Here is a 16662-nt window from a genome sequence, read left to right as displayed (position 1 = left end):
CATGCTGATTCCCCGCAGGGTCAAGCACCGTAAGCAGCACCACCCCACGCGTCGTGGCGCGTCCAAGGGCGGCACTGCGGTCACCTTCGGCGAGTACGGCATCCAGGCTCTGGAGCCGGCCTACGTGACCAACCGGCAGATCGAGTCGGCGCGTATCGCGATCAACCGCCACATCAAGCGTGGTGGCAAGGTCTGGATCAACATCTACCCGGACCGTCCGCTCACCAAGAAGCCGGCCGAGACCCGCATGGGTTCCGGTAAGGGTTCGCCGGAGTGGTGGATCGCGAACGTCAAGCCGGGGCGGGTGCTCTTCGAGCTCCAGTACCCGAACGAGCAGATCGCTCGCGAGGCCATGCGCCGCGCGATCCACAAGCTGCCGATGAAGTGCCGGATCGTGAAGCGCGAGGGGAGTGAGGCAGCGTGAGCAGCGGCCCGAACGACAAGGCTGCCGAGCTGCGCGAGCTCGACGACGAGCAGCTCGTCACCCGGTTGCGGGAGGCCAAGGAGGAGCTTTTCAACCTCCGCTTCCAGAACGCGACCGGTCAGCTGGACAACAACCGCCGACTCCAGGTCGTCCGCCGGGACATCGCCCGGATCTACACGATCATGCGGTCGCGTGAGCTCGGCATCGAGCAGGCGCCGAGTGAGGTGACGGCATGAGCAGTGAGGACACCGTGAGCGAGGTTCGCAGCGACCGTAAGGTCCGTGAGGGCTACGTGGTCAGCGACAAGATGGACAAGACCGTGGTTGTCGAGGTCGAAGACCGCGTCAAGCACCGCCTGTACGGCAAGGTCATCCGTCGTACCCACCGGCTGAAGGCGCACGACGAGCAGAACGACTGCGGCGTCGGCGACCGGGTCCGGTTGATGGAGACCCGGCCCCTGTCGGCCACCAAGCGGTGGCGCGTCGTCGAGATCCTCGAGCGCGCGAAGTAAGCCGCCTGCCCGAGGGTTCGGGAGAACCCTCGGGCACACTTGAGTAAGTTCCGTTCCGCCAGGCTCTCAATGAGAGAACCGGCGCGACATCTATGGAGTTGACGTGATCCAGCAGGAGTCGCGACTGCGTGTCGCCGACAACACTGGGGCCAAGGAGATCCTGTGCATCAGGGTCTTGGGTGGCTCCGGCCGGCGGTACGCGGGTATCGGCGACATCATCGTGGGCACCGTCAAGGACGCCATCCCCGGCGCGGGCGTGAAGCGCGGTGACGTCGTGAAGGCCGTCGTCGTCCGCACCGTGAAGGAGAAGCGGCGGCCGGACGGCTCCTACATCCGTTTCGACGAGAATGCCGCGGTCCTGATCAAGGACGGTGGCGACCCGCGCGGGACCCGCATCTTCGGCCCGGTCGGGCGTGAGCTGCGCGACAAGCGGTTCATGAAGATCATCTCGCTCGCCCCGGAGGTGCTCTGACCATGGCCAAGTTCAAGGTGAAAAAGGGCGACACCGTCCTGGTCATCGCCGGCAAGGACAAGGGCGCCAAGGGCAAGGTGATCCAGTCGTACCCCGAGACGAACCGCGTGCTCGTCGAGGGTGTCAACCGGATCAAGAAGCACACGAAGGTCTCCACGACGCAGCGCGGCGCGAAGTCGGGCGGCATCGTGACGCAGGAGGCCGCCATTCACGTCAGCAACGTGATGGTGATCGGCAACGACGGCAAGCCGACTCGCGTGGGCTACCGGACCGAAGAGGTCACCGGCGACGACGGTCGGGTTTCGCGCAAGCGGATCCGCGTCTCCCGGCGGACCGGTGAGGACATCTGATGACTGCCCCGGCCACCGAGAAGATCCAGCCTCGGCAGAAGCTGCGGTACCGCGAGGAGATCATCCCCGCGCTGCGTGACCAGTTCAAGTACTCGAACGTCATGCAGGTGCCCGGCGTCGTCAAGGTCGTCGTGAACATGGGCGTCGGAGACGCCGCTCGCGACTCCAAGCTGATCGACGGTGCGGTCCGCGACCTCACCGCCATCACCGGTCAGCGCCCGCAGGTCCAGAAGGCCCGCAAGTCGATCGCGCAGTTCAAGCTGCGCGAAGGACAGCCGATCGGCGCCAAGGTCACCTTGCGCAACGACCGGATGTGGGAGTTCCTGGACCGCCTGCTGTCGATCGCCCTGCCCCGCATCCGCGACTTCCGCGGCCTGTCCGGCAACCAGTTCGACGGTCACGGCAACTACACGTTCGGCCTGAACGAGCAGTCGATGTTCCACGAGATCGACGTGGACAAGATCGACCGCCCGCGGGGCATGGACATCACGGTCGTGACCACCGCGACGACGGACGAGGAGGGTCGGGCGCTGCTCAAGCTCCTCGGCTTTCCGTTCAAGGAGAACTGAGCATGGCGAAGAAGGCCCTGATCCAGAAGGCGTCGGGCAAGCAGAAGTTCAAGGTGCGTGCGTACACTCGCTGCCAGCGTTGTGGCCGTCCGCGCGCCGTGTACCGGGCCTTCGGCCTGTGCCGCATCTGCGTGCGCGAGATGGCGCACCGCGGCGAGCTTCCCGGAGTCACCAAGTCCTCGTGGTGACCGCGTCGCCACGCTCGAACGAAGGACCTGGGCACAGGTCCGCTGCTTCGCCGAAGGCCTTCGGGAACCGCGGCGAGAAAGGCATGAACCCATGACGATGACCGACCCGATCGCAGACATGCTGACGCGTCTGCGCAACGCCAATTCGGCGTACCACGACCGGGTGACGATGCCGCATTCCAAGCTGAAGGCGCACGTCGCCGAGATCCTCCAGCAGGAGGGCTACATCTCCGGCTGGAGCGTGGCCGACCCGGCCGAGGGCGCCGTTGGCAAGGTCCTCACCGTTGATCTGAAGTACGGCCCCAACCGTGAGCGGAGCATCGCCGGCCTCCGGCGCGTGTCGAAGCCCGGCCTGCGGGTGTACGCGAAGTCCAACAGTCTGCCCCGCGTGCTGGGCGGCCTCGGCGTGGCGATCATCTCCACGTCGTCGGGTCTGCTCACCGACCGGCAGGCGACCAAGCGTGGAGTGGGCGGGGAAGTCCTCGCCTACGTCTGGTAGGGGAGAGCATGTCACGCATCGGTAAGCTGCCGATCCAGGTGCCTTCCGGCGTCGACGTCGCGATCGACGGTTCGACGGTCACCGTGAAGGGCCCGAAGGGCACTCTCACCCACCAGGTCGTCGAGCCGATCTCGATCGGTCGCGGCGACGACGGTTCGATCGAGGTGTCGCGTCCGAACGACGAGCGTCGGGCCAAGGAGCGTCACGGTCTGACCCGGACGCTGGTGTCGAACATGGTCGCCGGCGTCACCTCGGGCTACAGCAAGACGCTGGAGATCCAGGGCACCGGTTACCGCGTCACGGCCAAGGGTTCTGACCTCGAGTTCGCGCTCGGGTTCAGCCACCCGGTCGTCGTCCGGCCGCCCGCGGGCATCACGTTCCGCGTCGAGAAGCCGACCCAGTTCGTGGTCGAGGGCATCGACAAGCAGCTGGTCGGCGAGGTCGCCGCCAACATCCGCAAGATTCGTCCGCCGGAGCCCTACAAGGGCAAGGGCGTCCGATACCAGGGCGAGAACGTCCGGCGCAAGGCCGGAAAGGCAGGTAAGTGATGGGTGCGAATCTGCTTCACCGCAAGTCGGGTGCCGGCGTCTCCGCCGTGCGCCGGGTGGGCAAGTCGCGCCGCCACTTCCGCCTGCGGAAGAAGGTCGTCGGCACCGAGGCGCGTCCGCGTCTGGTCGTCACCCGGTCCACCCGCCACATCTACGCCCAGGTCATCGACGACGGCACCGGCCGCACGGTCGCGTCGGCCTCGACCCTGGACACCTCGATCCGCGGCGGGGACGGCGACAAGTCGGCCCTGGCCAAGAAGGTCGGCGCGCTGGTGGCCGAGCGGGCCAAGGCGGCCGGCATCGACGCGGTCGTCTTCGACCGTGGCGGCAACAAGTACCACGGGCGGATCGCGGCTCTGGCCGACGCCGCTCGCGAAGGTGGGCTGGAGTTCTGATGATCACCAGCACCGACAAGAGCTACGAGGGGAACGTCTGATGCCTGGTCAGCAGCGCCGAGGCGGTGGAGGCGGCGAACGCCGGGACCGTCGCGACGGCGGGCGGGGCGGATCGGCCCCGGAGAAGTCGCCGCACATCGAGCGCGTCGTCGCGATCAACCGTGTCGCGAAGGTCGTGAAGGGTGGTCGTCGCTTCAGCTTCACCGCGCTGGTCGTGGTGGGCGACGGTGACGGCACCGTCGGTGTCGGTTACGGCAAGGCGAAGGAGGTGCCGGCCGCCATCGCCAAGGGCGTTGAGGAGGCCAAGAAGCACTTCTTCAAGGTGCCGCGGATCGGCTCGACCATCGCTCACCCGGTTCAGGGTGAGGAAGCGGCCGGAGTCGTCCTGCTGAAGCCCGCCAGCCCCGGTACCGGTGTCATCGCCGGTGGCCCGGTCCGCGCGGTGCTGGAGTGCGCCGGCATCCACGACATCCTGAGCAAGAGCCTCGGCTCGTCGAACGCGATCAACATCGTGCACGCCACGATCGCGGCGCTGAAGATGATCGAGCGTCCCGAGGCGATCGCGGCCCGCCGCGGTCTGCCGCTCGAGGACGTCGCGCCGCGTGCGCTGCTGCGTGCTCGGGCCGGAGGAGAGTGACATGGCTCGTCTCAAGGTCACCCAGATCCGGTCGTCGATCGGCACCAAGCAGAACCACCGCCACACGCTGCGGTCGCTCGGCTTGAAGCGGATCAACGACGTCGTCGTGAAGGAAGACCGCCCCGAGATGCGCGGCATGGTTCAGACCGTGCGCCACCTCGTGACGGTCGAGGAGGTGGAGTAACGCCATGGCCCTCAAGGTTCACCACCTGAAGCCGGCCCCGGGCGCTCGCACCGCCAAGACCCGCGTGGGTCGCGGTGAAGGCTCGAAGGGTAAGACGGCCGGTCGCGGTACCAAGGGAACCAAGGCTCGCTACCAGGTTCCGGCGCGCTTCGAGGGTGGGCAGATGCCCATCCACATGCGACTGCCGAAGCTGAAGGGCTTCAAGAACCGGTTCCGCGTCGAGTACCAGGTCGTCAACCTGGACCGGCTCGCCGAGCTGTTCCCCGACGGCGGCGAGATCGGCCCGGAGGAGCTCGCGCTCGCCGGTGCCGTCCGTCCCGGACGTCTGGTCAAGATTCTTGGTGACGGCGATCTCGGTGGCGTCAAGCTCACCGCGTCGGCGCACAAGTTCTCGGCCACCGCCAAGGAGAAGATCGAGGCCGCGGGCGGAACCGCGACCGCGATCGAGCAGTAACCGCAACCTCAGCAACACCGGCCGGCCCGGGCGGAACTCGCCCGGGCCGGATTCCGTTGGTCCCTATGGCTTCTCAGCGCTCTCACAGGGGCGTCGTGCTCACGGCAGAGTCCAGCGTGGGCCATGGGAGACCAACTGACTGTTAGAGTCGCACCACAGGCCCGCGCCTGACGGCGGAGCGGGCTGCCCCGACCAAGGGCCGCGGCCGACCCCCACGGGTCGCCGGCCCAGACCGATCAGCGGGCCATGACGATGGGTCCGTGCGCAGGAGGACTTGTGCTCGCCGCCTTCGGTAGGGCGTTTCGTACGCCCGACCTGCGCAAGAAGATCTTCTTCACGCTGTTCATCATTGCGATATACCGAGTCGGCGCCACGCTGCCGTCGCCAGGCGTTTCGGTCACGAACATCAACAAGTGCATCGAGCAGCTCAACACCGGTGGTGGCAGCGAGGTACTCACGCTGCTGAACCTGTTCAGCGGTGGAGCGCTCCTGCAGTTGTCGGTGTTCGCGCTCGGGATCATGCCTTACATCACCGCCAGCATCATCCTGCAGCTGCTCGTCGTGGTCATTCCACGGCTGGAACAGCTCCGCAAGGAGGGCCAGGCGGGACAGGCCAAGATCACGCAGTACACGCGTTACTTGACCATTGGTCTGGCGATCCTGCAGTCGACCGGCTACATCGCCCTGGCCCGGAGCGGCAACCTCTTCCAGGGGTGCACGCTCTCGGTGATCCCGAGCAACACCGCCCAGCCGCAGTGGCTGACGCTCACCACGCTGGTGCTGACGATGACCGCCGGTACCGCGGTCGTGATGTGGCTCGGTGAGCTGATCACCGACCGCGGCGTCGGCAACGGCATGTCGGTCCTGATCTTCACCTCGATCGCGGCGCGCATGCCGTACGAGGGCAACAACATCCTGGAGACCAAGGGCGGTCTCGTCTTCGGCATCGTGCTCGTGATCGTCCTGGTCGTCATCGGCCTGGTGGTCTTCATCGAGCAGGCTCAGCGCCGCATCCCGGTGCAGTACGCGAAGCGGATGATCGGCCGCCGGATGTACGGGGGCACGTCCACCTACATCCCGCTGAAGGTCAACCAGGCCGGTGTCATCCCGGTGATCTTCGCCTCGTCGCTGCTCTATCTGCCGCAGTTGTTCAGCCAGCTGGGCAACCCGGACGACCCCGGATCGGTGCAGAAGTTCGTCGACAAATGGATCACGCCGGCGGACTCCTGGGTGCACATCGCGCTGTATTTCGGCCTGATCGTCTTCTTCACGTACTTCTACGTGGCGATCACGTTCAATCCGACCGAGGTCGCGGACAACATGCGGAAGTTCGGTGGATTCGTGCCGGGCATCCGGCCCGGTCGGCCGACGGCCGAGTACCTCGGCTACATTCTGAGCAGGATCACCCTTCCCGGGTCGATCTACCTCGGTATCATCGCGGTTCTTCCGAACTTGTTCATCTCCCTACTCGATGACGGCGGCAACAACACCCAGAACTTCCCCTTCGGGGGTACGGCGGTACTGATCATCGTCGGTGTCGGTCTCGAGACCGTTAAACAGATCGAGAGCCAGCTCATGCAGCGCAACTACGAAGGTTTCCTCCGCTAGTGCGGCTGGTACTGGTCGGCCCCCCGGGTGCGGGCAAGGGGACTCAGGCCGAGTTCATCGCAGCTCACCTCGCCGCGCCCAAAATCTCGACCGGCGACCTGTTCCGCTTCAACGTGGGCCAGGGCACGCCGCTGGGCGTCGAGGCGAAGAAATACATGGACGCTGGTCAGCTCGTTCCGGACGAGATCACGATCAACATGGTGCGCCAGCGGCTGGCCGAGCCGGACGCGGTCGACGGGTTCCTGCTCGACGGGTTCCCTCGCAACGTCCCGCAGGCCGAGGTGCTCGACGACATGTTGAAGGAGCTCGGCGTCAAGATCGACGTCGTGCTCGAACTGGTGGTCGAGGACGACGAGGTGATCCGCCGGCTGTCCGGGCGGCGTACCTGCCGGGGCTGCGGGAAGATCTGGCACGTCGAGTTCGATCCGACGACGGTCGAGGGTGTCTGCGACCGGTGCGACGGTCAGCTGTTCCAGCGTGACGACGACAAGCCGGAGACGATCGCCAAGCGGCTCGAGGTCTACCACGAGCAGACCGAGCCCCTGGTCGACTTCTACAGCGCCCAGGGCAAGCTCGTCGGCATCGACGCCACCGGTCCGGTGGAGGACGTCACCGACCGGGCGATCGACGCACTGGCGCCGTTCGAGTAAGCAGCGTTCACAGAGGGCCAGGGTGCGAGGCACCCTGGCCCTCTGTCGCGCGCTACTGTCGCAAGTGTGTTCAGGACGCAGGAGATCCAGCTCAAGTCACCGGCCGACATCCTCTTGATGCGCGAGGCCGGCCTGGTGGTCGGCAAGACGCTGGAGCGGCTGCGTGAGGCGGTGGCCCCCGGCGTGTCGACGGGTGCGCTCGACGCGATCGCCGAGGAGTCGATCCGGTCGCTGGGTGGGATCCCGTCGTTCAAGGGCTACCACGGCTTCCCGGCGTCGATCTGCGCGTCGGTGAACGACCAGGTCGTCCACGGCATCCCGAGCGAGGGTCAGGTCCTGGAGGACGGCGACCTGATCTCGATCGACTGCGGCGCGATCGTCGACGGCTGGCACGGCGACTCGGCCATCACGGTGGGCGTCGGCACGGTGGATCCCGCCTACCTGGAGATGGCGAAGGTCTGCGAGGACGCGATGTGGGCGGGCTTCGCGGCCGCGCGCGTCGGCGGCCGCCTGACCGACATCAGCCACGCGGTGGAGAAGGCCGTGCGGGCCGGCGGCAAGTTCGGCATCGTGAAGCACTACGGCGGCCACGGCATCGGCACCGAGATGCACCAGGACCCGCACGTGCTCAACTACGGCAAGCCCGGTCGCGGCCCGAAGCTGCGCGTCGGGATGGCGCTCGCGATCGAACCGATGATCACGATGGCCGATCCCGACACGGTCGAGCTCGAGGACGGCTGGACGGTCGTGACCGTCGACGGTTCGCGGGCGGCGCACACCGAGCACTCGTTCGTGTTGACCGAGGACGGCCCGTGGGTGCTGACCGCGCTCGACGGCGGTGTCGCGCGTCTCGGTGACGCGGTCACCAAGCAGCAGTCGCGCGGGTAGCCACGGCGAGCGACACTGGTGGTATGTCCGCGCCCTTACCCGACGTTCCCGAGTCGAGGCCGCCGTCCCTGCGTGTCGGGGACGCCGAGCGCCAGGCGGTCGTCGACCGTCTGAAAGCCGCCCTCGACGAGGGGCGGCTCGACCTGACCGAGTTCGACGAGCGGTCGGCGCTGGCCTACGCGGCCAAGACCGAGGCCGAGCTGGTGCCGCTCACCGCCGACCTGCCGGCCCAGCCGGGGCACACGCCGCGGCCGCCGGTGCCGGGTGCCGAGGCGCCGGTCCGGGGTAAGCGCCGGCTGGGGGATTCCGAGGCCACCTGGTTGCGCATCGGCATCATCCTGACCGGGATCTGGGCCATCACGAGCGTCACCCGGGGCGAGTTCGTGTTCTTCTGGCCGATCTTCCCGCTCGGTATCTGGGGCCTGTTCATCCTGGCCAACCGGCTGACGGGCCGGCGTCACTGAGGGCCGGTTTGGCGGGTCAGTCGTCGACGACGTAGACTTCATTGCTGGCGCGTTGCGTCTGTTCTTCTCGCGTGCGCGCGAGGGACGCGGCTGAAGACCTGACGTGCCTCACTTGAGTTTTACCGCCGGTGCCTGCGGGCCCGGAACGACGTCACGATTGCGGAGGACATGCCCAAGAAAGACGGGGCCATCGAAATCGAAGGCCGGGTAGTCGAGGCGCTGCCGAACGCGATGTTTCGCGTGGAGCTGCAGAACGGCCACCTCGTCCTGGCTCACATCTCCGGGAAGATGCGGCAGCACTACATCCGCATCCTGCCCGAGGACCGGGTAGTCGTGGAGCTCTCGCCCTACGACCTGTCCCGTGGGCGCATCGTCTACCGCTACAAGTAATCGACAGCAGCGCGCTGGTCCCTCACGGCTGGCGGCGTTTTCTAGGAGATGGCGAACAGCCGTGAAGGTCAACCCGAGCGTCAAGCCGATCTGTGACAAGTGCAAGGTGATCCGCCGCCACGGCCGGGTCATGGTGATCTGCGAGAACCTGCGCCACAAGCAGCGCCAGGGCTAGTAGCACCGTCGCCCTCTCCTCAGGGCGGTGTGAAGCACTCTCGTACGGCACCACGAAAAAGCGTTCGAGGCGCGGTAACGCGTCCCACCCCCGGTCGGAGGCCGGGGCCCGCCCGGGCAGGCGGGAATTCGAAACGCTCAGACCTCCGCAAGCAGAAGGAGTACGCCCACCCATGGCACGTCTCGTCGGCGTAGACCTCCCCCGCGAAAAGCGGCTCGAGATCGCGCTCACGTACATCTTCGGTATCGGCCGGACCCGTTCGCTCGAAACGATCAAGGCGACCGGGCTCAACCCGGACACCCGCGTTCGTGACCTGTCGGACGAAGACCTGGTGACCCTTCGTGACTACATCGAGGGTCAGTTCAGGGTCGAGGGTGACCTGCGCCGCGAGGTTGCCGCCGACATCCGGCGCAAGATCGAGATCGGTTGCTACCAGGGCATCCGGCACCGCCGCGGCCTTCCAGTGCGCGGACAGCGCACCCACACCAACGCGCGTACCCGTAAGGGCCCGCGCAAGACCGTGGCCGGCAAGAAGAAGCCGGGCAAGAAGTAACCGCCCCGCTGCCCAGCTAGCTACCGCATTTTCTCGAGGAGACTTTTAGTAATGCCACCGAAGAGCCGTGGCGCCGGGGTCAAGAAGGTCCGGCGCAAGGAAAAGAAGAACGTTGCGCACGGCCACGCGCACATCAAGAGCACGTTCAACAACACGATCGTGTCGATCACGGACCCCCAGGGCAACGTGATCAGTTGGGCGTCCGCCGGCCACGTGGGCTTCAAGGGCTCGCGCAAGTCGACGCCGTTCGCCGCGCAGATGGCCGCCGAGAACGCGGCCCGCAAGGCGCAGGAGCACGGCATGCGCAAGGTCGACGTCTTCGTGAAGGGTCCGGGCTCCGGCCGCGAGACCGCGATCCGTTCGCTCCAGGCCACCGGCCTCGAGGTCGGTTCGATCTCCGACGTCACCCCGATGCCCCACAACGGCTGCCGCCCGCCCAAGCGCCGCCGCGTCTGATTCAGCACCACGTAATAGGAGACTGAGGAGAAATGGCCCGTTACACCGGTGCTGACTGCCGGCGCTGCCGGCGCGAGAAGATGAAGCTGTTCCTCAAGGGCAGCAAGTGCGAGTCGCCGAAGTGCCCGATCGAGGTTCGTCCCTACCCGCCGGGCCAGCACGGCCGCGGGCGCACCAAGGACAGCGAGTACCTGCTCCAGCTGCGTGAGAAGCAGAAGGCCAAGCGCATCTACGGCGTTCTGGAGAAGCAGTTCGGCGGCTACTACGTCGAGGCGAACCGCAAGCAGGGCAAGACCGGCGACATCCTGCTCCAGATCCTGGAGTCCCGCCTGGACAACGTCGTGTACCGCGCCGGCTTCTCGAAGTCGCGTGACATGGCGCGCCAGGTCGTCCGCCACGGCCACGTGCTGGTCAACGGCGTGAAGGTCGACATCCCGTCCTACCGCGTCAGCGAGAACGACATCGTCGAGATCCGGGAGAAGTCCCGCGAGCTCACGCCGTTCGTCGTGGCGCGCGCCGAGGCCGGTTCCCGGGGTATCCCGGCCTGGCTCGAGGTCCTCTCCAGCCAGATGCGGATCCTGGTCCACGCTCTCCCGGCCCGGCAGGTCATCGACACGCCGGTCCAGGAGCAGCTGATCGTCGAGCTCTACTCGAAGTAATCGGTGACGGCCGGCGCCTCGGCGTCGGCCGTACCATTGGTTGTGTTGGGTTTTTTGGCGGGCGTCATATAGCGGACGCCCTGACCGACAGGAGTAAGTAGTGCTCATCACCCAGCGCCCCGCGCTGACCGAAGAGCAGGTCAACGAGCACCGTTCCCGGTTCGTCATCGAGCCGCTGGAGCCCGGATTCGGCTACACGCTGGGCAACTCGCTCCGGCGCACGCTGCTGTCCTCGATCCCCGGTGCCGCTGTCACCAGCATCAAGATCGACGGCGTCCTGCACGAGTTCACCACCGTTCCGGGGGTGAAGGAGGACGTCACCGAGCTCATCCTCAACATCAAGCAGCTCGTGATCAGCTCCGAGAACGACGAGCCGGTCACGATGTACCTGCGCAAGCAGGGCCCGGGCACGGTCACCGCCGCGGACATCGCGCCGCCGGCGGGCGTCACCGTGCACAACACGGACCTGCACATCGCCACGATCAACGCGAAGGGCCGGCTCGAGATGGAGCTGACCGTCGAGCGTGGCCGTGGTTACGTCTCGGCTGTCCAGAACAAGCAGCCCGGGCAGGAGATCGGCCGGATCCCGGTCGACTCGATCTACTCCCCGGTGCTGAAGGTGAAGTACGCGGTCGAGGCCACCCGTGTCGAGCAGCGGACCGACTTCGACAAGCTGATCATCGACGTCGAGACGAAGAACTCGCTCACCCCGCGGACGGCTCTCGCCTCGGCCGGTTCGACCCTGGTCGAGCTGTTCGGGCTCGCCCGCGAGCTGGACGAGACCGCCGAGGGCATCGACATCGGCCCGTCGCCGCAGGACGCCGCGCTCGCGGCCGACCTGGCGCTGCCGATCGAGGAGCTCGACCTGACGGTCCGTTCCTACAACTGCCTCAAGCGTGAGGGCATCCACTCCGTGGGTGAGCTCATCTCGCGCAGCGAGGCCGACCTCCTCGACATCCGCAACTTCGGCGCGAAGTCGATCGACGAGGTCAAGATGAAGCTGGCCACGATGGGTCTCGCGCTCAAGGACTCGCCGCCCGGGTTCGACCCGGCGAACGTCGTGGACACCTTCTCCGACGCCGATTACGACGGCGCCGACTACGCCGAGACCGAGCAGCTGTAACCCGCTGGCCGGGGCCGGGTCCGTAGAGACGGATCCGGCCGCGGAGCGGCCAACCGAGGAGCAAGTAAGATGCCCACGCCCACCAAGGGTCCCCGCCTCGGCGGTAGCCCGGCGCACGAGAAGCACCTGCTGTCGAACCTGGCACGGGCGCTGTTCGAGCACGGCCGGATCACCACCACCGAAGCGAAGGCGAAGCGGCTTCGCCCGTACGCCGAGCGGCTGATCACCTTCGCCAAGCGCGGAGACCTGCACGCCCGTCGCCAGGTGCTCAGCCTGGTGCGGGACAAGGACGTGGTCGGTCACCTGTTCGCCGAGATCGGCCCGCGGTACGTCAACCGCCCCGGCGGTTACACCCGCATCGTCAAGGTCGAGCCCCGCAAGGGTGACAACGCTCCGATGGCGATCATCGAGCTGGTCGAGGCGCTGACCGTGGCGCAGACCGCCGTCGGTGAGGCCGAGCGCGCCCGCGGCACCAAGTTCGCCAAGGACGACAAGGCCGCCGCACTGTCCGGCGACACCGGTACCGACGAGGCCCCGGCCTCCGACGACACGTCGGACGACGCCACCGAGGCCAAGGTCGAGGCCGCTGAGGCCAAGGCTGACGCCGCGGAGGCGAAGGCGGAGGCCGCCGAGGCCAAGGCTGACGCCGCGGAGGCGAAGGCGGAGGCCGCCGAGGCCAAGGCCGACGACGCCGAGAAGGCCTGACGCTGACCGCAGACGAGCCCGTCGTTCCCGGTACTGCCGGGACCGGCGGGCTCGTTCGCGTCCGGCTGGACCTGAGTTACGACGGCACCGACTTCTCCGGCTGGGCGATCCAGCGTGACCGGCGCACCGTGCAGGGCGAGCTGACCGAGGCGCTGGTGCGGGTGACCCGCGTCGACGTCAGCCTCACGGTGGCTGGGCGCACCGACGCCGGGGTGCACGCCGCCGGCCAGGTGGCCCACTGCGACCTGCCCGAGGAGGTCTGGGAGACGCTCGGGCCGTCGCTGGTACGCAGGCTCTCCGGTGTCCTCCCGGCCGACGTCCGGCTGCGTGCCGTCACCCGCGCGCACCCCGCGTTCGACGCGCGGTTCGGCGCGCGGCGTCGCCGGTACCTCTACCGGGTCACCGACGCCCCCTGGGGGGCGGAGCCGCTGCGACGCCGCGACACGCTGGCCTGGCCACGTGCGCTGGACCTGGACGCGCTGCGCGAAGCCACGGCCGGTCTGCTGGGTGAGCACGACTTCGCCGCGTTCTGCCGTCGCCGCGAGGGTGCGACGACGATCCGGGCGCTGGAGGAGTTCCGGTGGAGCGTGGCGGCCGAGGGCCCCGGGCGGGTCCTGGAGGCCCACCTGGCCGCGGACGCGTTCTGCCACTCGATGGTCCGTAGCCTGATCGGCGCGCTGCTCGCGGTGGGCGAGGGGCGCCGGCCGCCCTCGTGGCCCGCGACGCTGCTCAGCCGCACCGACCGGGCGAGCGACGTCGGCGTGGCGCCGCCGCACGGGCTGACGCTCGTCGCGGTGGAGTACCCGCCCGACGAGGAGCTCGCCGCACGCATCGACCTGACGCGGCGGGTCCGCACGCTGGCATAGAAGATGTCCGTGTGACAGACGTGGTCGACTGGTCCCGCCTCACCCACGCCTACGGCAGTGCCGAAGACGTTCCCTCCACCATCGCCGCACTGCGTTCGGACGACGACGACGTCCGCTACCAGGCACTCGGCGACCTGTTCAGCAGCATCGTCCACCAGGGCACGCGGTACCCCGCCAGCGCCTACGCGGTGCCGCCGCTGCTCGAGCTGCTGGCCGACCCCTCGGTGCCGGACCGGGCGTTCATCGGGCAGCTCGTCGCGCTGATCGCGATCGGCGGCGACGAAGCCTGGCTCCCGGAGACGCTCCCGATCGAGGACCTGCGGGTCGAGTCGATCGGCGGTGAGGACGCGATGGCGCGCGTCCTGCGCGAGGGCTGGGACGGCCTCAGCATCGACGATCAGGCCAAGGTCGACGCGCTGGCCGAGGAACGGGCCTACGAGGCCGTCGCGGCCGGCCTGCCGCTGCTCCGGCGCCTCGCGGTCCGGCCGGCGGCCGTCGCCGAGGCCGCGGCGGGCGACCGGGTGCTGGTCGGGGCGACGCCGCTGGGTGCGCTGCCGGCCGACGACGGCGTCGCGTTGATCGCCGCGTACACGCTCGGGTGGTTCCCGGACTCCGAGCCGGAGCTCTCGCTCGCGGTGCTCGACGCTCTCGCGGCGGTCGGTGACGAGGCCGAGACCGCGGTGGCGGTGGTCGCCGCCGGGTTGCTCGGCGCCGCCGGGGCCGAGCGCATGGCGGCCCGCGCGCTCGTCGACGCCCGGCCGGTGGTGCGGTGGGCCGGTGCCGTGGCCGCCGCCAAGCTGGACGGGCCCCGTGCCGACCCGCGCGTCGCCCCCGAGTTGCTGCACTGGGCGGGCGGCGGCAGCGCGCCCGACGTCCGCATGCCGTATCTCGACGGTGACCTCGCCGGTTACGCAGCGCTCGCGTTGCGGCAGCTGGGGCGCGAGCACGACGTCGCCGCGTTCAACGCGTTCCTCGCCCGGTTACCGCAGGTCGAGGCCTCACCCGCGCTGACGATCGCCGGTGAGGCGCTGCGCCTGGCCTGCCCGCACGGCCCGATCGCCGACGGCACGCCGTTCGGTGAGCTCGACGACCGGCAGCAGCGCCTGGCCCAGGTGCTGGCGGCCGCGCCGGGCCCCTGGCTCTGGGACGGCAACCGTTTCGGCAACTTCGCGATGCTCCTCGGGGAGTACGGCTTCCCGGACTCCCACGAGGAGATGCGCTCGTACGTCAGCCCTTGAGAGCGGCGCCGACGACCTCGCGTGCCTCTTCCTGGATGCGCGCGAGGTCGTCCGGGCCCTTGAACGACTCGGCGTAGATCTTGTAGACGTCCTCGGTGCCCGACGGGCGGGCGGCGAACCAGCCGGAGCCGGTGACGACCTTGAGCCCGCCGATCGCGGCGCCGTTGCCGGGCGCCTCGGTGAGCTTCGCGACGATCGGTTCCCCGGCCAGCTCGGTCGCGGTGACCTGCTCGGGCGAGAGCCGGCCCAGCCGCGCCTTCTGCTCGCGCGTAGCGGGCGCATCGACGCGGGCGTAGGCCGGTGCACCGAACCGCTCCGTCAGGGCCGCGTAGTGGACGCTGGGCGTCTTGCCGGTCACCGCGGTGATCTCGGCGGCGAGCAGGTCGAGGATGAGCCCGTCCTTGTCGGTGGTCCACACCCGGCCGTCCCGGCGCAGGAACGACGCTCCGGCGCTCTCCTCGCCGCCGAACGCCACCGAGCCGTCGAGCAGCCCCGGCACGAACCACTTGAACCCGACCGGCACCTCGACCAGCCGCCGGCCCAGCGACTCCGCGACCCGGTCGATCATCGACGAGGACACCAGCGTCTTGCCGATCGCGGCGTCGGCCGGCCACCCCTCGCGGTGGGCGTAGAGGTACTCGATCGCGGTCGCGAGGTAGTGGTTGGGGTTCATCAGGCCGGCGTCCGGCGTCACGATGCCGTGCCGGTCGGCGTCGGCGTCGTTGCCGGTGGCCAGGTCGTACTCGGAGCGACGGCTGATCAGCGACGCCATTGCCGACGGCGAAGAGCAGTCCATCCGGATCTTGCCGTCCCAGTCCAGCGTCATGAACCGGAAGTCGCCCTCGACCAGTGGGTTCACCACGGTCATCGCGAGCTTGTACCGATCGGCGATCTCGCCCCAGTAGGCGACGCTGGCGCCGCCGAGCGGGTCGGCGCCGATCCGCAGGCCCGAGGCCGCGATCGCGTCCAGGTCGACGACGTTCGGCAGGTCGCTCACGTACTTGTCGAGGTAGTCGTACCTCGACGTGGTGTCGGCCTGCAGCGCGCGCTGGAGCGGCACGCGCTTGATGCCGCGCAGCCCGTCGGCGATCAGCTCGTTCGCGCGCTCCTGGATCCATTTCGTGGCGTCGGTGTCGGCGGGGCCGCCGTGCGTGGGGTTGTACTTGAAGCCACCCTCGTCGGGCGGGTTGTGCGACGGCGTCACGACGACACCGTCGGCGAGGTGCTGGGTGCGCCCGCGGTTCCAGGCCAGGATCGCGTGCGAGAGCGCCGGCGTGGGCGTGTAGCCGTTCCGGGAGTCGATCAGCACGGTGACGCCGTTGGCGGCGAACACCTCGAGCGCGGTCGTCCAGGCCGGCTCGCTCAGCGCGTGCGTGTCGCGCCCCAGGTAGAGCGGGCCGTCGGTGCCTTGATCGGCGCGGTACTCGACGATCGCCTGGCTGGTGGCGGCGATGTGGTCGTCGTTGAAGGCCCGCTTGAGGCTCGAACCGCGGTGCCCGGACGTGCCGAACGCGACCCGCTGCTCGATCGCGGCCGGGTCGGGGTGTTCGGCGTAGTACGCCGTGATCAGGTGGGCGACATCGACGAGGTCGGACGGTTCGGCCGGCTGTCCGGCGCGGGGATTGTTCGACATCGTGCGCTCCTAAGAAAACTGGG

At 68.4% G+C, this 16662-nt stretch carries 27 protein-coding genes; 26 read left to right on the top strand and 1 reads right to left on the bottom strand.

From position 1 onward, the window contains the following. Position 1 precedes the first annotated feature (1 nt). The 26 genes from rplP to CRYAR_RS36810 all read left to right on the top strand — a co-directional run bounded on the left by rplP (position 2) and on the right by CRYAR_RS36810 (position 15006). Positions 2–424 (top strand): 50S ribosomal protein L16, encoded by a 423-nt coding sequence (gene rplP / locus CRYAR_RS36935; RefSeq protein WP_035857820.1) that lies wholly within the window; start codon positions 2–4, stop codon positions 422–424. Then, entirely contained in the window at positions 421–660 is a 240-nt protein-coding gene (gene rpmC, locus CRYAR_RS36930) for a 50S ribosomal protein L29 (protein WP_035857819.1), read from the top strand. The genes rplP and rpmC overlap by 4 nt, the downstream gene beginning before the upstream one ends. Beyond that, positions 657–935 (top strand): 30S ribosomal protein S17, encoded by a 279-nt coding sequence (rpsQ, locus tag CRYAR_RS36925; protein WP_035857818.1) that lies wholly within the window; start codon positions 657–659, stop codon positions 933–935. Before rpmC ends, rpsQ begins: the two co-directional genes overlap by 4 nt. A gap of 103 nt (positions 936–1038) precedes the next feature. Continuing rightward, positions 1039–1407 (top strand): 50S ribosomal protein L14, encoded by a 369-nt coding sequence (gene rplN / locus CRYAR_RS36920; RefSeq protein ID WP_035857817.1) that lies wholly within the window; start codon positions 1039–1041, stop codon positions 1405–1407. Positions 1408–1409: 2 nt separating this feature from the next. Further along, entirely contained in the window at positions 1410–1757 is a 348-nt protein-coding gene (rplX, locus tag CRYAR_RS36915; RefSeq protein WP_035857816.1) for a 50S ribosomal protein L24, read from the top strand. Further along, positions 1757–2326 (top strand): 50S ribosomal protein L5, encoded by a 570-nt coding sequence (rplE, locus tag CRYAR_RS36910; protein WP_035857815.1) that lies wholly within the window; start codon positions 1757–1759, stop codon positions 2324–2326. Before rplX ends, rplE begins: the two co-directional genes overlap by 1 nt. A gap of 2 nt (positions 2327–2328) precedes the next feature. Continuing rightward, on the top strand, positions 2329–2514 hold the full coding sequence (locus CRYAR_RS36905; protein WP_035857814.1) for a type Z 30S ribosomal protein S14: 186 nt from the start codon (positions 2329–2331) through the stop codon (positions 2512–2514). 91 nt (positions 2515–2605) lie between these two features. Then, positions 2606–3013, top strand: a complete 408-nt coding sequence (gene rpsH, locus CRYAR_RS36900; protein ID WP_035857813.1) for a 30S ribosomal protein S8 — start codon at positions 2606–2608, stop codon at positions 3011–3013. An 8-nt stretch (positions 3014–3021) separates the two neighbouring features. Beyond that, positions 3022–3561, top strand: coding sequence for a 50S ribosomal protein L6 (gene rplF / locus CRYAR_RS36895; protein ID WP_035857812.1), 540 nt, complete (start codon positions 3022–3024; stop codon positions 3559–3561). Next, on the top strand, positions 3561–3956 hold the full coding sequence (gene rplR / locus CRYAR_RS36890; protein ID WP_035857811.1) for a 50S ribosomal protein L18: 396 nt from the start codon (positions 3561–3563) through the stop codon (positions 3954–3956). The genes rplF and rplR overlap by 1 nt, the downstream gene beginning before the upstream one ends. A 40-nt stretch (positions 3957–3996) precedes the next feature. After that, positions 3997–4593, top strand: coding sequence for a 30S ribosomal protein S5 (gene rpsE, locus CRYAR_RS36885; RefSeq protein ID WP_035857810.1), 597 nt, complete (start codon positions 3997–3999; stop codon positions 4591–4593). Position 4594: 1 nt separating this feature from the next. After that, positions 4595–4777: a 50S ribosomal protein L30 gene (gene rpmD / locus CRYAR_RS36880; RefSeq protein ID WP_035857809.1), complete on the top strand. Its 183-nt coding sequence runs from the start codon at positions 4595–4597 to the stop codon at positions 4775–4777. 4 nt (positions 4778–4781) lie between these two features. Beyond that, the gene (gene rplO, locus CRYAR_RS36875) at positions 4782–5231 is read left to right on the top strand and encodes a 50S ribosomal protein L15 (protein ID WP_035857808.1); all 450 of its coding nucleotides are present in this window, start codon (positions 4782–4784) and stop codon (positions 5229–5231) included. Positions 5232–5507: 276 nt separating this feature from the next. After that, the gene (gene secY / locus CRYAR_RS36870; protein ID WP_035857807.1) at positions 5508–6839 is read left to right on the top strand and encodes a preprotein translocase subunit SecY; all 1332 of its coding nucleotides are present in this window, start codon (positions 5508–5510) and stop codon (positions 6837–6839) included. Next, entirely contained in the window at positions 6839–7489 is a 651-nt protein-coding gene (locus tag CRYAR_RS36865; protein ID WP_035857806.1) for an adenylate kinase, read from the top strand. The genes secY and CRYAR_RS36865 overlap by 1 nt, the downstream gene beginning before the upstream one ends. 66 nt (positions 7490–7555) lie before the next feature. Beyond that, positions 7556–8377: a type I methionyl aminopeptidase gene (gene map / locus CRYAR_RS36860; protein ID WP_035857805.1), complete on the top strand. Its 822-nt coding sequence runs from the start codon at positions 7556–7558 to the stop codon at positions 8375–8377. Positions 8378–8400: 23 nt separating this feature from the next. Next, positions 8401–8841 carry a DUF1707 SHOCT-like domain-containing protein gene (locus CRYAR_RS36855; protein WP_035857804.1) on the top strand — a complete coding sequence of 147 codons (441 nt, stop codon included), beginning with the start codon at positions 8401–8403 and terminating at the stop codon, positions 8839–8841. Between the two features lie 168 nt (positions 8842–9009). After that, positions 9010–9231 carry a translation initiation factor IF-1 gene (gene infA / locus CRYAR_RS36850; protein WP_035857803.1) on the top strand — a complete coding sequence of 74 codons (222 nt, stop codon included), beginning with the start codon at positions 9010–9012 and terminating at the stop codon, positions 9229–9231. Between the two features lie 61 nt (positions 9232–9292). Beyond that, positions 9293–9406, top strand: a complete 114-nt coding sequence (gene rpmJ, locus CRYAR_RS36845) for a 50S ribosomal protein L36 (protein WP_035857802.1) — start codon at positions 9293–9295, stop codon at positions 9404–9406. Between the two features lie 172 nt (positions 9407–9578). Further along, complete coding sequence (gene rpsM / locus CRYAR_RS36840; RefSeq protein WP_035857801.1) at positions 9579–9959, top strand: 30S ribosomal protein S13; 381 nt, start codon at positions 9579–9581, stop codon at positions 9957–9959. 51 nt (positions 9960–10010) lie between these two features. Then, a complete protein-coding gene (rpsK, locus tag CRYAR_RS36835; protein ID WP_035857800.1) occupies positions 10011–10415 on the top strand; it encodes a 30S ribosomal protein S11 in 405 nt (134 codons plus the stop codon). A gap of 32 nt (positions 10416–10447) precedes the next feature. Continuing rightward, a complete protein-coding gene (gene rpsD, locus CRYAR_RS36830) occupies positions 10448–11074 on the top strand; it encodes a 30S ribosomal protein S4 (protein ID WP_035857799.1) in 627 nt (208 codons plus the stop codon). A 100-nt stretch (positions 11075–11174) separates the two neighbouring features. Continuing rightward, entirely contained in the window at positions 11175–12197 is a 1023-nt protein-coding gene (locus CRYAR_RS36825) for a DNA-directed RNA polymerase subunit alpha (RefSeq protein WP_035857798.1), read from the top strand. 69 nt (positions 12198–12266) lie between these two features. Further along, complete coding sequence (gene rplQ / locus CRYAR_RS51060) at positions 12267–12902, top strand: 50S ribosomal protein L17 (protein WP_035857797.1); 636 nt, start codon at positions 12267–12269, stop codon at positions 12900–12902. A gap of 2 nt (positions 12903–12904) precedes the next feature. Then, a complete protein-coding gene (truA, locus tag CRYAR_RS36815) occupies positions 12905–13768 on the top strand; it encodes a tRNA pseudouridine(38-40) synthase TruA (RefSeq protein WP_211248057.1) in 864 nt (287 codons plus the stop codon). An 11-nt stretch (positions 13769–13779) separates the two neighbouring features. Continuing rightward, positions 13780–15006 (top strand): hypothetical protein, encoded by a 1227-nt coding sequence (locus CRYAR_RS36810; protein WP_157018343.1) that lies wholly within the window; start codon positions 13780–13782, stop codon positions 15004–15006. Here CRYAR_RS36810 and pgm read toward each other — a convergent pair. After that, positions 14996–16639, bottom strand: a complete 1644-nt coding sequence (pgm, locus tag CRYAR_RS36805) for a phosphoglucomutase (alpha-D-glucose-1,6-bisphosphate-dependent) (protein WP_035857794.1) — start codon at positions 16637–16639, stop codon at positions 14996–14998. The two genes, CRYAR_RS36810 and pgm, sit on opposite strands and share 11 nt — an antisense overlap. Between the last annotated feature and the right edge of the window lie 23 nt (positions 16640–16662).

It is taken from the genome of Cryptosporangium arvum DSM 44712, assembly GCF_000585375.1.
In the GTDB taxonomy this organism is placed as follows: domain Bacteria; phylum Actinomycetota; class Actinomycetes; order Mycobacteriales; family Cryptosporangiaceae; genus Cryptosporangium; species Cryptosporangium arvum.
Note: the sequence above shows the minus strand (reverse complement) of the source record. Positions and strands in the feature narration are given on the sequence as shown.

Excerpts from the sequence above, each read along its gene's own strand:
- rplP (WP_035857820.1), top strand. The coding sequence starts at position 2 with ATGCTGATTCCCCGCAGGGTCAAGCACCGTAAGCAGCACCACCCCACG.
- rpsQ (WP_035857818.1), top strand. The coding sequence starts at position 657 with ATGAGCAGTGAGGACACCGTGAGCGAGGTTCGCAGCGACCGTAAGGTC.
- rplX (WP_035857816.1), top strand. The coding sequence starts at position 1,410 with ATGGCCAAGTTCAAGGTGAAAAAGGGCGACACCGTCCTGGTCATCGCC.
- rplE (WP_035857815.1), top strand. The coding sequence starts at position 1,757 with ATGACTGCCCCGGCCACCGAGAAGATCCAGCCTCGGCAGAAGCTGCGG.
- CRYAR_RS36905 (WP_035857814.1), top strand. The coding sequence starts at position 2,329 with ATGGCGAAGAAGGCCCTGATCCAGAAGGCGTCGGGCAAGCAGAAGTTC.
- rpsH (WP_035857813.1), top strand. The coding sequence starts at position 2,606 with ATGACGATGACCGACCCGATCGCAGACATGCTGACGCGTCTGCGCAAC.
- rplF (WP_035857812.1), top strand. The coding sequence starts at position 3,022 with ATGTCACGCATCGGTAAGCTGCCGATCCAGGTGCCTTCCGGCGTCGAC.
- rplR (WP_035857811.1), top strand. The coding sequence starts at position 3,561 with ATGGGTGCGAATCTGCTTCACCGCAAGTCGGGTGCCGGCGTCTCCGCC.
- rpsE (WP_035857810.1), top strand. The coding sequence starts at position 3,997 with ATGCCTGGTCAGCAGCGCCGAGGCGGTGGAGGCGGCGAACGCCGGGAC.
- rpmD (WP_035857809.1), top strand. The coding sequence starts at position 4,595 with ATGGCTCGTCTCAAGGTCACCCAGATCCGGTCGTCGATCGGCACCAAG.
- rplO (WP_035857808.1), top strand. The coding sequence starts at position 4,782 with ATGGCCCTCAAGGTTCACCACCTGAAGCCGGCCCCGGGCGCTCGCACC.
- CRYAR_RS36855 (WP_035857804.1), top strand. The coding sequence starts at position 8,401 with ATGTCCGCGCCCTTACCCGACGTTCCCGAGTCGAGGCCGCCGTCCCTG.
- infA (WP_035857803.1), top strand. The coding sequence starts at position 9,010 with ATGCCCAAGAAAGACGGGGCCATCGAAATCGAAGGCCGGGTAGTCGAG.
- rpsM (WP_035857801.1), top strand. The coding sequence starts at position 9,579 with ATGGCACGTCTCGTCGGCGTAGACCTCCCCCGCGAAAAGCGGCTCGAG.
- rpsK (WP_035857800.1), top strand. The coding sequence starts at position 10,011 with ATGCCACCGAAGAGCCGTGGCGCCGGGGTCAAGAAGGTCCGGCGCAAG.
- rpsD (WP_035857799.1), top strand. The coding sequence starts at position 10,448 with ATGGCCCGTTACACCGGTGCTGACTGCCGGCGCTGCCGGCGCGAGAAG.
- rplQ (WP_035857797.1), top strand. The coding sequence starts at position 12,267 with ATGCCCACGCCCACCAAGGGTCCCCGCCTCGGCGGTAGCCCGGCGCAC.
- pgm (WP_035857794.1), bottom strand. The coding sequence starts at position 16,639 with ATGTCGAACAATCCCCGCGCCGGACAGCCGGCCGAACCGTCCGACCTC.